Source organism: Azospirillum formosense, from assembly GCF_013340925.1.
Lineage (GTDB): Bacteria > Pseudomonadota > Alphaproteobacteria > Azospirillales > Azospirillaceae > Azospirillum > Azospirillum formosense.
The window spans coordinates 1-14,182 of the sequence record NZ_WHOR01000146.1 but is presented as its reverse complement, the minus strand read 5'-3'; the positions used below and the strand labels follow the sequence as shown (position 1 = coordinate 14,182).

The following is a 14,182-nucleotide window of genomic DNA, read 5'->3' as shown; positions in this document are numbered from 1 at the left end:
ACCCTAACCCTCCCCCTCTTTGAGGTGGAGGGGACTGCCGCCGCTTCGCTCAAGGCTCCCTCTCCCGCAAAGCGGGGGAGTGCCGTGGAGGGGGCGCGGTCGGCTACGCCTTCTCTTCCTCCCGCACCGCCCCGGCGCCATCCCCGCCACCGTTGTTCCCTTCGCCGTCCAGGGTGACCCGCCACACTTCGGTCGTGCCGGTCCGGCCGCGGAGCGTCCGGTCGCCGACGCAGTCCAGCGGGGCCGCGCCGTCGCCCTGGAAGGCGGTGGCGGCGCTGGACAGGACGATGACCTCCTCGTCCCCCTGCAGGGCGGAGGCCAACTCCTCGATGCGGGCGGCGACGTTCACGGTGTCGCCGACGATCGTGTAGTTGATCCGGCTTGCCGACCCGATGTTGCCCACCACCACCGGACCGGAATGCAGGCCGATGCGCACGCGGATCGCCGGCAGCCCCAGCGCCGCGCGGCGGCGGTTGCCCTCGCGGACGGCGCGGGTGATGGCGTGGGCGGCGCGCAGCGCGCGGGCGGCGTGGTCCGGCTGTTCCTCCGGCGCGCCCCAGAAGGCCATGATGGCGTCGCCGATGAACTTGTCCACCGTGCCGCCCTCCGCCTCGATGCAGTTGGCGAGCAGGGTGAAATGCTCGTTCAGCAGGGCGGCGGTGTCGGCGGCGCCCATATGCTCGGCCATGCGGGAGAAGCCGCGGATGTCGGTGAACATCACCGTCACCTCCCGCTCCTCCGACTGGAAGCTGGTCAGGCCGCCGCGGCGGTGCATCAGCCGCAGCACCAGGGCCTTCGGCACATAGGTCTCGAACCAGCGCAGACCGGCGACCATGGCGTTGAAGGCGCTGTTGGCGCGGGCCAGTTCGCGCAGGCGCGAATCGGGCAGCTCGGAAATCTCGCGGAACTCGAAGGTCCGGACGCGGTCGGCGGCCTCGGCCAGATGGGCCACCTGGACGCTGATGCGCCGCCCGACGATCAGCGCCACCGCCACCGAGATCAGCAGGATGCCCAGACCGGCGAGGCCGGTGGTGTAGAGGCGGCGGACCTCGGCGCTGGCCTCGTTGGCGCGGAAGCTGATGCCGATGGTCCAGTCCTGCTGGCCATAGCCGGCCATGCTGCGCATCAGGAACAGGTAATCCTCGTCCAGCACGTTGACGATCCGGCCCTCCACCCGCTTCTTCAGGGCGTCCACCGGCTGGCCGGTCTGCCAGAGCGCCGCCAGCGCCGGGTCGGCCACCTGATCGATGCGCGGCAAAGGCGGGCCGTCGGTCTTGCCGGAGAAATCGAACTTCATGCCGGCCAGCGACGGGTGGGCCAGCACATGCTGCTGGTCGAACAGGACGAAGGCGTTCAGCCCCTGCTCCACATAGAGCGTGGACAGGAAGCGCGACAGGTCGCCCAGCGACACGCCGACGACCACCTGCCCCAGATAGGTGCCGTTGCGCCGCACCGGCTGGAACAGGGTGACGAAGCTGGTCCCCGCCTCCTTCGACCACAGCGGGTCGGCCCAGACGGCCGTTGTGCGGTCGGCGCCGTTGCGCAGTTCGGGCGCCAGCTCCGGCTCGTGGCGCAGATCCTCCCGCCCGATGTGGAGCTGGTTGCCCAGACGGTCGGCGCGCAGGCCGGTGCGGTCGGGGTGGAAGAAGGCGATGCCCGTCACGTCCGGCGCTCCGGCCAGCGCGCCGCGCAGCGTGTCCTGGAGCGAGCGGGAATCGGCGGGGTCCAGCTCCCCCCGCTCCATCAGTCCGGCCACGAAACGGGCCATGTCCCGCGCGGGGTTGAGCTGGTTGCGGATGCGCACCTCCACCCCCGACAGAGCGAGGTCGGCGCGGTCGTTCAGCAGAGCGAAGGTGTTGCGGCTGGCGCTGACGAGGCCGAGCACCAGCACGCTGGCCACCGCCAGCAGCATCAGCGACCCGAAGCCCGCCACCAGCACCGCCGCGATGGGCAGGCGCAGGCGCGGACGGCCCAGCGCGGGCGGGCGCGTCCGGCGCGGACCACCCTTTTTGCGCACGGCCTCCTTCAGCCGGGCGACGCGCAAGCCGGTTTGCAGAAAACGCCGTTTGGTGGGGTGGTCAGCCATGGCGCGGAGCCTACAGGACGCACGCGGCCATCGGCAATCGGCCATCGCGCCGCGTCCTGTAACGGTCACCCCGCCGACAACCAAGCGCCGTCAACCGGGCGCCTTCAACCGAGTGCCGTCAGCCGGTGATGATCTTCACCGGTCGTCCGGGCTGGATCGGCGTGCCCGGCGGCAGGTCGTTGATGATCCGGAACAACTCCTCCGCGTAGGGCTCCCGCGGCATCTGGCGGACGAAGCTCTCGACGCTGTCGCCGGGGCGGGCGGTCTGCACGCGGATGCGCCGGGGCTGGTAGGACGCCGCCTCCTGCTGGGTCAGCCGGCGGAAGCTGACGGCGGTCTGGCGGAAATCGGCGTCGAAGCGCGACAGCGCGCCGCCGGGGGCCAGGAAGGTGAAGCGGTAGAGGGTGCCGGAGTCGGCGCGGATGGCAACCAGCCGCACGTCCACCGCCCCGGCGTCGGTCTTGCCCTGGGTCAGCGCGGTCGCCGCCGGCATGCCGTTGACGGTGAAGGATTGCAGGTCCCGCAATGGCGCCCCCTGCGCCCAAGTGCCGGTCAGATAGGCGGCCGGGTCGCGCGCCCCCGGCGCCTTGCCGCCGTCGAAGACGGCCCCATCAAAAACAAGGGCCCCGCCGTTCGGCCCCTTGGCGATCACCTGCTGCGCCCCGTTGAGCAGGCTGTAGCCCTGCGGCACGTCGAAGGCGATGCCCAGCTGCGGGTGGGCGAAGGTCCGGCCGCGGACGAAGCCGTTCTCCGGGCTGTCGCCGTAGATGACCCCGTCCATCGCCGTCATATAGGGATCGACGGGCCGCGCCCCGCGGGGCAGCTCACGGGCGATGGCCGCCGCCTCGTCGACGCGCGACGCGGTCTGCGGGTGGGTGGCGAAGAAGTCGAAGCCGCCCTCCCCGGCACCCTTGCCGGAGCGCAGGCCGGAATACTGGGTGTCGCGGCGCATGGTCTCCAGGAAGGTCGCCATGGCGAAGGGGTCGTAGCCGGCGCGGTGGAGATACTCGATGCCCAGCCGGTCGGCCTCCGACTCCTGGCCGCGCGAGTAGCGGGCGAGCAGGGCGGTGCCGCCGATGTTGGCGATCTGCGCCAGCTCCGGGCTGCCCAGCACGAGGCCGATGCCGGCGGCGAGCAGCCCGGCGATGGTCTGGTTGGTCTGCCGCTCCTGGCCATGGTGGGCAATGACGTGGCCGATCTCGTGCCCCAGCACGCTCGCCGCCTCCGCCTCGTCCTTGGCGAGCGCCAGCAGGCCGCGGGTGATGTAGACATAGCCGCCGGGCAGGGCGAAGGCGTTGACCACGTCGCTGTCCAGGACGGTGAAGGTCCAGGGGCCGGAGCGGTCGGTCTGGGCGGCCAGCCGGTTGCCGATGCCGGTGATGTAGGCCTGCAGCCGCTGGTCGGGGTACGCCCCGCCATACTGGGCGAGGATCTTGGGATGCTCCTGCGCGCCGATCGACTCCTCGCTGCCGCCGAAGATCTGGGCGCTGGCCGGGGCGCAGGCCGAGGTGAGCAGCAGGACGGCCAGCCCCGCGGCGGCGATCCGGCGCAGCGGGGATGATGATCGTTGATGTTGATTATGCCCCCTCTCCCGCCCCGGGAGAGGGAAGGGGCCCACGCGCAGCGTGGGAAGGGTGAGGGTGATTCCAAGAATCAGCCCTTTGATCCTCGTGCGACCCTCACCCGGCGCCTTCGGCGCCACCCTCTCCCGGGACGGGAGAGGGGTTTGGCGGCAAAGTCGGTTGTCGCGCGGAAACAGGGAAGACGGCTTGCGTTCGGGCGTCGGTTCGGGCGTCATGAGTCGTCATATCGGATGGGGCTCGGCAGAGATCAAACTCCCCATCCGCACCGCCTGTTCCACCGCTCCATCCCCACACCCGCCATGCCGCGCCGCATTCTTCCGCTGACGCTGTCCGCCCTGCTGCTGATGGCGAACACCGCCGGGCCGCCGGAGCTGCGCGTCGTCGCGGCGACCGACGGCGCCACTCTGCTGCTGGAGGACGGGCGCAGCCTGCGTCTGGCCGGCATCGAGCCCGCCGCACCGCCCATGGGGGCGGAGCCGGGCGACCACTGGCCGCTGGCCGAGGCGGCGCGGCAGGCGCTGGCGGAGCTGGCCGTCGGGCAGCGCGTGATGGTGCGGGGGGAGGCGCGGACCGATCGGCACGGGCGCCTGCTGGCCCAGGTAATGCGCGGCGACGGGCTGTGGCTCCAGGGGGAACTGCTGGCGCGCGGCCTCGCCCGCGTCCACACCCGGCCCGACGCCCGCGCCCTGGCCCGCGAGATGCTGGCGACGGAGGCCGGCGCGCGGGCGGCGGAGCGCGGCGTCTGGCGGACCCGCGCCTACGCCGTGCGGCCCGCCGACCCCGACGCGCTGCGCCGGGACCGCGACAGCTTCCAGATCGTCGAGGGGCGGGTGCTGCGGGTGAGCAAGGCGGGCGGCGACGCCTATCTGGATTTCGGCGAGGACTGGCGGACCGACGTCACGGTGCACATCGGGCGGGCCGCCTTCCCGGCCTTCGTCGCCGCCGGCATCGATCCGCTGTCCTACGAGGGCCGGACCGTCCGGGTGCGCGGCTGGGTGGGCCTGCGCGCCGGCCCGCTGATCGAGGCGACCCACCCCGAGCAGATCGAGCGGCTGGACGACGAGCGGCCGGATGGCCCCGGCCCGCCCGTCCGCGCCGCACGACGCAATCCATCCCCGCCGCCGGAGCCTTCCGACGACGAGGAGGAGTGAGCCTGTGGCGGACGACGGACGGGCGTCCTACACTTGCTTCCATTCGGCCCGGACTGACAGGACCTCTTCATGCCCCGCAGCGAGCTTTTCCCGCCCATCAACCCCTACCAGACCGGCTTCCTGCCCGTGGACGACATCCACACCCTTTATTGGGAGCAGTCGGGAAACCCGCGCGGCGTGCCGGTGCTGTTCCTGCACGGGGGGCCGGGGGCGGGCGCCTCGCCAACGCACCGGCGCTTCTTCGATCCCGGCCATTACCGCATCGTCGTGATGGACCAGCGCGGGGCGGGCCGCTCCACCCCGCTGGGCGAGGTGCGCCGCAACACGACCGAGCTGCTGGTGGAGGACGCCGAGCGGCTGCGCCGCCATCTGGGGATCGAGCGCTGGCTGCTGTTCGGCGGAAGCTGGGGATCGACCTTGGCGCTGGCCTACGGGCAGACCCACCCGGAGCGCTGCCTGGGGCTGATCCTGCGCGGCATCTTCCTGATGCGGAAGGCGGAGATCGACTGGTTCCTCTACTCCATGCGCACGATCTTCCCGGAGGCCTGGGCCACCTTCGCCGGCCACATTCCCCAGGAGGAGCGCGGCGACCTGCTGGAGGCCTACTGGCGGCGGCTCAACGCGCCGGACGCGGCGACCCGCATGGCGGCGGCGCGGGTGTGGAGCCTGTATGAGGGCTCCTGCTCCTCGCTGCTGCCCTCGCCGGAGCTGATCGCGACGAGCGCCGAGGACACCCACGCGCTGGGCCTCGCCCGCATCGAGGCGCATTACTTCCGCTCCAACCGCTTCACCCCGGAGGACCGGCTGCTGCGCGACGTGCACCGCATCCGGCACCTGCCGGGGGCGATCGTCCAGGGCCGCTACGACATCGTGTGCCCCATCGCCAGCGCCGACGAGCTGCGCCGCGCCTGGCCGGAGGCCGATTACCGGGTGGTACCCGACGCCGGCCATTCCGCCATGGAACCGGGCATCCGCGCCGCCCTGGTCCAGGCGACGGAGCGCTTCAAGGAGTACCGGTAGGGAAGGGCGCCCGCCCGCCCCTCTCATACCTCTCCCGCGATCGCTCCCCCTTGCGTTGCGGCGTGGCCGCGCGTATAACCCTGCGCTCCAACGGGCGGCGAGGCCGGGTCCGAGACCCAGGGCATGCCCAACCGTCAGTCGGGAACATCCAACGCAAGGATTGAAAATGCCCAAGCTGAAGACGAAGAGCGGCGCCAAGAAGCGCTTCAAGGTGACCGCGTCCGGTAAGGTGCGCGCCCAGGCGGCTTTCAAGCGCCACTGCCTGGAGCAGAAGAGCCCGAAGATGAAGCGCAACGCGCGCGGCATGATGACCCTGGCCGAGCCGGACCAGAAGATCGTGCTGAAGAACTGGCTGCGCAACGCTTGATATCGTAAGGGAATCTGAACCATGGCTCGTGTTAAGCGCGGCGTCACCACGCACGCCCGTCACCGCAAGATCCTGAAGCTCGCCAAGGGCTACCGGGGTCGCAACTCCAAGAACTTCCGCATCGCGATCGAGAAGGTCGAAAAGGCCCTTCAATACGCGTATCGCGATCGCCGCAACAAGAAGCGCGATTTCCGCGGCCTGTGGATCCAGCGCATCAACGCCGGTGTGCGCCAGTACGGCCTGACCTACTCGCGCTTCATCAACGGCATCAAGCTGGCCGGCATCGAGATCGACCGCAAGGTCCTGTCGGATCTGGCCGCCCGTGAGCCGGAGGCCTTCAAGGCCATCGTCGATCAGGCCCAGGCCGCTCTCGCCTCCAAGGCCGCCGCCTAAAGGGTTCGCCGCGCAAGCGGAAAACCCCGGTCCGGCGCCGGACACGAAAGAAGGGAGCCGTGCCTCTGGGCCGGCTCCCTTTTTCTTTACGCTCGCACTTCCTTATGGCTCGCGGGAAATGACATGCTCGATGCGCTGAAAGACGAACTCCTGTCGCAGGTCAACGCCGCTGGCGACCTCGCGGCCCTCGAAGAGGTGCGGGTCACCGCGCTCGGCAAGAAGGGGCGCATCACCGGCTTCATGAAGGAGCTGGGCGGGCTGTCGCCCGACGAACGGCGCGAGCGCGGCCAGCAGCTCAACGCGCTGAAGGACGAGATCGCCGCGGCCATCGACGGCCGCAAGGCCGACCTCGCCCGCGCCCATCTGGAGGCCCGCCTCCAGGCCGAGCGCATCGACGTCACCCTGCCGGTCCGTCCGGAGACCGAGGGGCGCATCCACCCGATCAGCCAGACCATCGACGAGATGGTGGCGATCTTCGCCGAGATGGGCTTCAGCGTCGCCGAGGGGCCGGACGTCGAGGACGACTTCCACAACTTCACCGCCCTGAATTTCCCGCCGGGCCACCCCGCCCGCGACATGCACGACACCTTCTATCTCCCCGATGCGGGAGACAAGAAGATGCTGCTGCGCACCCACACCAGCCCGGTGCAGGTCCGCACCATGCTGAACAAGAAGCCGCCGATCCGCATCATCGCGCCGGGCCGCACCTACCGGTCCGACTACGACATGACCCACACCCCGATGTTCCACCAGATCGAGGGGCTGGTCATCGACGAGGCGACCCACATGGGCCACCTCAAGGGCTGCCTGATCGAGTTCTGCCGCGCCTTCTTCGACGTGGACGACCTGCCGCTGCGCTTCCGCCCCAGCTTCTTCCCCTTCACCGAACCGTCGGCGGAGGTGGACATCGGCTGCTCCCGCAAGGGCGGCGAGCTGAAGCTCGGCAACTACGGCGACTGGCTGGAGATCCTGGGCTGCGGCATGGTGCACCCCAACGTGCTGGAAGCCTGCGGCATCGACAGCACCAAGTATCAGGGCTTCGCCTTCGGCATGGGGATCGAGCGCGTGGCGATGCTGAAATACGGCATCCCGGACCTGCGCACCTTCTTCGAAGCCGACCTCCGCTGGCTGAAGCATTACGGCTTCGTGCCGCTCGACGTTCCCAGCATGGCCCAGGGCCTGACGCGCTAAAGGAGCCGGACCCATGAAGTTCACGCTGTCCTGGCTGAAGGACCATCTGGAGACCGACGCCACGCTCGACCAGATCGTGGAGAAACTGACCGCCCTCGGCCTGGAGGTCGAAGGGGTGGAGGACCGTTCGAAGGAGCTGAAGCCCTTCCGCGTCGCCCACGTCGTCTCCGCCGAGAAGCACCCGGACGCCGACAAGCTGCGCGTCCTGGTCGTCGACACCGGCACCGAGAAGCTCCAGGTCGTCTGCGGCGCGCCCAACGCGCGCGCCGGCCTGAAGGGCGTCTTCGCTCCGGAGGGGGCCTACATCCCCGGCTCCGACATCACGCTGAAGAAGGGCGTCATCCGCGGCGTCGAGTCGAACGGCATGATGTGCTCCGAACGCGAGCTGAAGCTGTCGGAGGAGCACAACGGCATCATCGAGCTGCCCGAGGACGCGCCGGTCGGCGTAGCCTACGCCGATTACGCCGGCCTGGGCGATCCGGTCATCGACATCAGCCTGACGCCGGACCGCGCCGACTGCGCCGGGGTGCGCGGCATCGCCCGCGACCTCGCCGCCGCCGGTCTGGGCCGGCTGAAGCCGCTGGCCGCCGAGCCGGTCAAGGGCGCCTTCGCCAGCCCGTTCGGCGTGACCATCGAGGCGCCGGACGCCTGCCCGATGTATGTCGGCCGCTATTTCCGCGGCGTGAGGAACGGCCCGTCGCCGAAGTGGCTGCACGACAAGCTGGTCGCCATCGGCCTGCGCCCGATCTCCGCTCTGGTCGACATCACCAACTTCATCACCTTCGACCTGTCGCGCCCGCTGCACGCCTTCGACGCCGACAAGGTGAAGGGCGGCATCGTCGTCCGTCTGGCCCGCGAGGGCGAGACGCTGGCGGCGCTGAACGGCAAGGAATACCCGCTCGACCCGGGCATGACGGTCATCGCCGATCATGAGCGTGCCGAGGCGCTGGGCGGCATCATCGGCGGCGAGGCGTCGGGCTGCACCGAGACGACGGTCAACGTCTTTCTGGAGGCGGCGATCTTCGACACCGTGCGCACGGCGCAGACCGGCCGCAAGCTGGGCATCGAGTCGGACGCCCGCTACCGGCTGGAGCGCGGCGTCGATCCGGCGGCGGTGGTGTCGGGCATGGAACGCGCCACCCGCCTGATCCTTGAGATCTGCGGCGGCGAGGCCTCCGACCTTGTGATCGCCGGCGAGGAGCCGCAGTGGCGCCGCACCCTGACGCTGCGTCCGGGCCGGGTCGCCGCGCTGGGCGGCGTCGCGGTGCCGCGCGACGAGCAGACCCGCATCCTGATCGATCTCGGCTGCGAGATCGTCGGCGAGGATGTGGACGGCACCCTGCGCGTCGTCCCCCCCTCCTGGCGCGCCGACATCCACGGCGAGGCCGATCTGGTGGAGGAGGTGCTGCGCATCCACGGCTTCGACGCCATCCCGGCGACTCCGCTGCCGCGCGAGAGCGTGCTGACCCGTCCGGCCCTGACCACCAAGCAGCGCCGCGTCGGGCTGACCAAGCGCACGCTGGCCGTTCGCGGCCTGTCGGAAGCCGTCACCTGGTCCTTCATGGCCGGTCCGGTGGCCGAGCTGTTCGGCGGCGTCGGCGAGGGGCTGACGCTGGTCAACCCGATCAGCGCCGACCTCGACGTCATGCGCCCGTCGATCCTCGGCAACCTGATCCAGGCGGCCGGGCGCAACGCCGACCGCGGTTACGCCGACGTCGGCCTGTTCGAGGTCGGCCCGGCCTTCCGCAAGCCGTCGCCGGACGGGCAGGACATCGTGGCCGCCGGCATCCGCGCCGGCAACGCGGTGCCGCGCCACTGGGCGGAGAAGGCCCGCGGCGTCGACGCCTACGACGCCAAGGCCGACGCGATGGCCGTGCTGGAGGCCGCCGGCGCGCCGGTGACCAACCTCCAGGTCACCACCGACGCGCCGGGCTGGTACCATCCCGGCCGCTCGGGCGTGCTGCGCCTTGGCCCGACGGTGATGGCCCGCTTCGGCGAGATCCACCCGACCGTGCTGGGCACGCTGGGCGTCAAGGGTCCGGTGGTCGGCTTCGAGGTCTTCCTCGACGCCATCCCGCTGCCCAAGAAGAAGGGCGGCACGGCGCGTCCGCTGGTCCAGCTCTCGCCCTTCCAGCCGCTGGAGCGCGACTTCGCCTTCGTCGTCGGCAAGGACGTCGAGGCCGACAAGCTGATCCGCGCCGCCAAGGGCGCCGACAAGGCGCTGGTCAGGGACGTGACGGTCTTCGACGTCTACCAGGGCGCGAACCTGGAGGAGGGCAAGAAGTCCGTCGCCCTCTCCGTCACGCTCCAGCCGACCGAGCGCACCCTGACCGAGCCGGAGATCGAGGCCATCGGCCAGAAGATCGTCGCCGCGGTCGCCAAGGCCACGGGCGGCAGCCTGCGCAGCTGACGTTCGCGCTCCTGACCCAGGCGCATCCAAAGGCTGCGGATCTGGGAAAGGGTTCAATTTCGTAAGACAAAGTTCGGGCCTCCGCCGCAAGGCGGGGGCCCATTGTTTTTCCATGTCCGGATGGAACGGCTCCCAATCCGGACAGTTCAAAGGATTGTTCCGCAAGCGACACGTCTGGATTCGGAGAACATGCCGCGGTCCGTTGTTTGAAGCGCGTTTCGGCATGGCATTCGGGTGTGCCTCATATGCGCTTTTTCAGAGTTGAATAGAGTTGGTCCATCAGATAAAGCGAATGAACATAAGTTTGCAAAACATGCGTCCGTATTGTCGCGATGCTGCGCATCGCAGCCTATAAATTTCAGAAATGGAATGTTTTCTTTCCGCGATACATGGCAGGCATTCCAAAAAATTCGTTAGGCTGATATTTCGATTTTTTTAATATTTTTCATTCTTTTTTGAAGCGGTCATTCGGGAAAACGGCGCGGGGTGCCCTGGCCCCGTCGCCCTCAGAGCTGGTGAAGAATCCGATGGTGAGCTTAACGAACGACCACGCCAAAACCGCCTCCGTCCTCGCCATGACCGGGGATGCCGGCCATGGTCCGATGGACGGCGGCGGCCCGTTCCGCCGCGAGGATGGCGATGGAGGGACGCCGGCCGAGGCCAGCCGGCTGGTCATCGTCGTGGACGACGACCGGTCGATCGTGGAAGGGCTGGCGCTTCTTCTCGAAGCCTGGGGGTACGACGTGTTGACCGCCCTGTCGCTGAACGAACTGGCGCAGCGGCTGCCGCAGGCTCCCGGCCGTCCCGGGCTGGTCCTGGCCGATCACTTCCTGCCGGCCGGCGGCACGGGTGCCCAGGCGGTGGAGATGGTGCGCGCCCATGTCGGCGCCCCGGTGCCCGCCCTGATCCTGACCGGCGACACGATGCCGGAGCGTCAGGCCGAAGCCGCCGCCCTGGGCTGCCGGCTGCTGCACAAGCCGGTGCAGATCGGTCCGCTGAAGGACATGGTGGACACGCTGATGAGCGGCGCCGGCTGATCCCGCGTCCGCCGTTCTCCGACAGGCGCCGGCATCCCTTCCGGCGTCACGCCCGGCGCAGGCTGCCGGACACCGCCAGGAAGGCGTCGACCACCAGCGGATCGAACCGGCTGCCCGACAGGCGCCGGATCTCCGCCACCGCCACGTCATGGTCCAGCGCCTTGCGGTAGGGGCGGTCGCGGGTCATGGCGTCGAAACTGTCGGCCACCGCGACGATGCGGGCGCTCAGCGGGATGGCGTCGCCCGTCAGGCGGTCGGGATAGCCGGTGCCGTCCCAATTCTCATGATGCGACCGGGCGATCTCCGCCCCCAGATGCAGATGCGTCCGTCCCTCGGACCGCTGGCTCGCGCGGTCCAGCAAATCCCAGCCCGTGGTCGTGTGGGCCTGCATGATGGCCCGCTCCTCCGGAGTCAACGGCCCGGTCTTGCCGAGGATGGCGGGGTCCAACGTGGCGTTGCCGACGTCGTGGAGGATGGCGGCCAGACCGACCGACTCCAGGAACACCGTGTCGAGAACGGAAGGGTGGCGCCCCTCTTCGGCCAGACGGCGGGCGATGCGGTCGGTCACCATGGCGATGCGCGGGCCGGTTTCGGCCTCCACGCCGGGATGGCACGCGCGCTCCGCCAGATCGGCCATGGCGATGACCGTGTGCTCCTGGCTGCGCCGCAGCTGCTCGTACAGATGCAGATTGTCGAAACCGACGGAGATCTTGCGGCAGAACACCTCGATCAGGTTGCGGTCGAGGTCGGACAGCGGCCGGTCGGAACTCAGATAGACCACGTTCTCGCGGTCGTTCGGCGTGCGGATGTAGAGCGTGCAATGGTCGGCGGCGTAGCGGTTGCTGCGCGAGTCCAGGCAGCGCTTCACCTCAGCCAGCACGGCGGGCTCGACATGGTTGGCCGCCGGCTCGTCGATCAGCGTCTCGAACCGGCCGGACCCGGCCAGGACATACAGCCCGTCCGCCGCGCCGCTGATGACCGAGCCGCGCTGCACGCACAGGATGGCGTCCGGCCCGACGCCGAGGATGCCCGACAGCTGCGTCAGCACGCCCGCCGCGAACAGCTTCATCGAGCGCGCCTGGAACAGCGACGACGACGCCTCGATGATCTTCTCCAGCCCGCGCCGGTTCATCTCGATCGCCATGATGTCCTCGTAGGAGCGCAGGGCGGCGACCGTGGTGGTGAACAGCTGCTGTGCGGTGAGCTGCGTCTTGGCCTTGTAGTCGTTGATGTCGTAGTCGAGGATCACCGCGCGCTCCGGCGCCTGGCCCGGCTGGCCGGTGCGCAGGATGATGCGGACGTGGCGGTTCTTCAGCTCCTCCCGGATGTGGTGGACGAGTTGCAGACCGGCGTCGTCGGTCTCCATCACCACGTCCAGCAGGATGATGGCGATGTCCTCCTCGCGCTCCAGGATCGTCCGCGCCTCCGCGGCGGAATAGGCGGAGATGAACTGGGCGGAACGGCCCTTGTAGGCGAAGTCGGCCAGGACGAGCTTGGTGATGGAGTGCACCTCCGGCTCGTCGTCCACGATCATCATCTTCCACCGGTTGCCGGTCGCCGGCGACCCGGTTTCGCCGTTGCCGTCGCCGTCCTGGTCGTCCAGAAAAAGGAACTCGTCGTCGGAGTCGGTCATGGGCAAAGCCTGGGGCGGAGCGGGCGGGGAAGTAAGAAAGATTAACATGGCACCGACGCGCCCGCCTACCACCACGATCGATGCATTTTCGTCGAAAAAGCTCAGTAATTTACCGGATGCGGCGAGTGGCTGCCGCTTGGCGGACGGCGCCGCCGGGGGTCAGAAGGTCTCCAGTTCGATCACCCAGCAGTCCATGGAGCGCTGCGCCAACGCGCCGCAGACATTGTCCACCTGGGTCCGGGTGAAGGGGCCGACGCCCATCTGGTAGGTGGTGCGGGCGCCGCGGAAGACCGGCCAGACCATCGGTGGCAGGTCGCGGTAGGCGGTTCCGGGTCCGTAGGTGAACTCCTGCCACGCCCGCAGCCCCTCGGCGTGGCTGACATATTCGCCGAGCCGCGCGGCGAACAGCGCCCCCGGCTCGATCGGCGGCATGCCGGGCAGCGGGTAGGGGGCGACCACCCCGATCAGACTTTCCGCCGTGGCGACCGCCCGCGTCCGGCCGGGCATGCCCAGCGTCACCCGCCCGTTCGCGGAGTCGATCAGGCTGACCACGTCGCCTTTGCGCAGGGTGAAGCTGCGCCGCTTCTTGTTGTCGAGGATCTCCGTCGCCTTGATGGCGTCCGCCGCGACGACATAGCCCTGGGCCGGCACCTGGGCGGCGATCTCCCACGCGCTGCGCGGCACCACGGCGGCGCTGCGGTGGATGACCGGCGGCCTGCCGGCCGAGGGGGGCGATCCGCCGGCGTTGGCCCCGGCGGCGGTGGCGCCCATGGCGGCGGTGATCGAGCGCGACACCATCAGCGCCGGGTCCAGCGAGTCGGAGGGCACGTAGCCGATGGGCTGGCCGCCGATGGCGACCTCGGTCCAGCTGGTGCCGCGGGGCGTGCCCAGCGCGTTCAGCGCCTTGCCGCGCGGCAGGGTCTGGATGATCCGGGCGTCGGCGTCGGGGCCGATGCGCACCTCGATGTCGCGGTTGAGGACCACCTCGCCGGTCAGCGGCGCGCCGATGGCGACGGGGCTCTGCGCCAGGGCGGCGTCCGGGGCGAACCACATCGTCGCCGCGGTCAGGATCAGCCGCAGCGCCAGGGCGCGGAAGGCGGTGGTGGAACGCGTGCGCACGGCGGTCGGCCCCTTTGGAGGAGGGGCCATTTTGCATCGGTCCGGCCCGCCGGGGCAACCCGGCGCGTGCGCGCCGGTTCGGATGTCACGGAACGGATATCATGGAACGGCGGGGCCGGTCAGGCCGCGCGGGCCCCCCCCCGCTCTCTTTTAAAAACCCCTGCCCCCCCGGAAGAAAGGGGAAGGCCGATT

The 14,182-nt window shown here is 69.8% G+C and carries 11 protein-coding genes; 7 read left to right on the top strand and 4 right to left on the bottom strand.

Going from position 1 to position 14,182, the window contains the following annotated elements; all coding sequences use genetic code 11:
- Positions 1–103: 103 nt before the first annotated feature.
- Together GBZ26_RS18255 and GBZ26_RS18250 are read right to left on the bottom strand one after the other, a co-directional pair.
- A complete protein-coding gene (locus tag GBZ26_RS18255; RefSeq protein WP_174440056.1) occupies positions 104–2,086 on the bottom strand; it encodes an adenylate/guanylate cyclase domain-containing protein in 1,983 nt (660 codons plus the stop codon).
- Between the two features lie 118 nt (positions 2,087–2,204).
- Positions 2,205–3,704, bottom strand: coding sequence for a M48 family metalloprotease (locus GBZ26_RS18250; protein ID WP_343207229.1), 1,500 nt, complete (start codon positions 3,702–3,704; stop codon positions 2,205–2,207).
- Positions 3,705–3,899: 195 nt separating this feature from the next.
- Here GBZ26_RS18250 and GBZ26_RS18245 point away from each other — a divergent pair, with 195 nt between their 5' ends.
- The 7 genes from GBZ26_RS18245 (at position 3,900) to GBZ26_RS18215 (ending at position 11,238) form a co-directional block, all read left to right on the top strand.
- Entirely contained in the window at positions 3,900–4,820 is a 921-nt protein-coding gene (locus GBZ26_RS18245; protein WP_246653664.1) for a thermonuclease family protein, read from the top strand.
- Positions 4,821–4,889: 69 nt separating this feature from the next.
- Positions 4,890–5,840, top strand: a complete 951-nt coding sequence (pip, locus tag GBZ26_RS18240) for a prolyl aminopeptidase (protein ID WP_174440055.1) — start codon at positions 4,890–4,892, stop codon at positions 5,838–5,840.
- 166 nt (positions 5,841–6,006) lie between these two features.
- Entirely contained in the window at positions 6,007–6,207 is a 201-nt protein-coding gene (gene rpmI, locus GBZ26_RS18235; RefSeq protein WP_094301526.1) for a 50S ribosomal protein L35, read from the top strand.
- 21 nt (positions 6,208–6,228) lie between these two features.
- Positions 6,229–6,600 carry a 50S ribosomal protein L20 gene (gene rplT, locus GBZ26_RS18230; RefSeq protein ID WP_014238729.1) on the top strand — a complete coding sequence of 124 codons (372 nt, stop codon included), beginning with the start codon at positions 6,229–6,231 and terminating at the stop codon, positions 6,598–6,600.
- Positions 6,601–6,723: 123 nt separating this feature from the next.
- Complete coding sequence (gene pheS / locus GBZ26_RS18225) at positions 6,724–7,791, top strand: phenylalanine--tRNA ligase subunit alpha (RefSeq protein ID WP_014238728.1); 1,068 nt, start codon at positions 6,724–6,726, stop codon at positions 7,789–7,791.
- Positions 7,792–7,804: 13 nt separating this feature from the next.
- Entirely contained in the window at positions 7,805–10,201 is a 2,397-nt protein-coding gene (gene pheT, locus GBZ26_RS18220) for a phenylalanine--tRNA ligase subunit beta (RefSeq protein ID WP_174440054.1), read from the top strand.
- 527 nt (positions 10,202–10,728) lie between these two features.
- Positions 10,729–11,238, top strand: coding sequence for a response regulator (locus tag GBZ26_RS18215; RefSeq protein ID WP_246653663.1), 510 nt, complete (start codon positions 10,729–10,731; stop codon positions 11,236–11,238).
- Positions 11,239–11,284: 46 nt separating this feature from the next.
- On the opposite strand, the gene GBZ26_RS18210 is transcribed toward GBZ26_RS18215, so the two are convergent.
- A complete protein-coding gene (locus tag GBZ26_RS18210) occupies positions 11,285–12,871 on the bottom strand; it encodes a DUF3369 domain-containing protein (protein WP_174440053.1) in 1,587 nt (528 codons plus the stop codon).
- Positions 12,872–13,030: 159 nt separating this feature from the next.
- Complete coding sequence (locus GBZ26_RS18205; RefSeq protein ID WP_174440052.1) at positions 13,031–13,990, bottom strand: SH3 domain-containing protein; 960 nt, start codon at positions 13,988–13,990, stop codon at positions 13,031–13,033.
- Positions 13,991–14,182 lie beyond the last annotated feature (192 nt).

Bases quoted from the DNA above. Each gene is read 5' to 3' on its own strand.
- GBZ26_RS18255 (WP_174440056.1), bottom strand. From the start codon at position 2,086: ATGGCTGACCACCCCACCAAACGGCGTTTTCTGCAAACCGGCTTGCGC.
- GBZ26_RS18215 (WP_246653663.1), top strand. From the start codon at position 10,729: ATGGTGAGCTTAACGAACGACCACGCCAAAACCGCCTCCGTCCTCGCC.
- pheT (WP_174440054.1), top strand. From the start codon at position 7,805: ATGAAGTTCACGCTGTCCTGGCTGAAGGACCATCTGGAGACCGACGCC.
- GBZ26_RS18245 (WP_246653664.1), top strand. From the start codon at position 3,900: ATGGGGCTCGGCAGAGATCAAACTCCCCATCCGCACCGCCTGTTCCAC.
- rplT (WP_014238729.1), top strand. From the start codon at position 6,229: ATGGCTCGTGTTAAGCGCGGCGTCACCACGCACGCCCGTCACCGCAAG.
- rpmI (WP_094301526.1), top strand. From the start codon at position 6,007: ATGCCCAAGCTGAAGACGAAGAGCGGCGCCAAGAAGCGCTTCAAGGTG.
- GBZ26_RS18210 (WP_174440053.1), bottom strand. From the start codon at position 12,871: ATGACCGACTCCGACGACGAGTTCCTTTTTCTGGACGACCAGGACGGC.
- pheS (WP_014238728.1), top strand. From the start codon at position 6,724: ATGCTCGATGCGCTGAAAGACGAACTCCTGTCGCAGGTCAACGCCGCT.
- pip (WP_174440055.1), top strand. From the start codon at position 4,890: ATGCCCCGCAGCGAGCTTTTCCCGCCCATCAACCCCTACCAGACCGGC.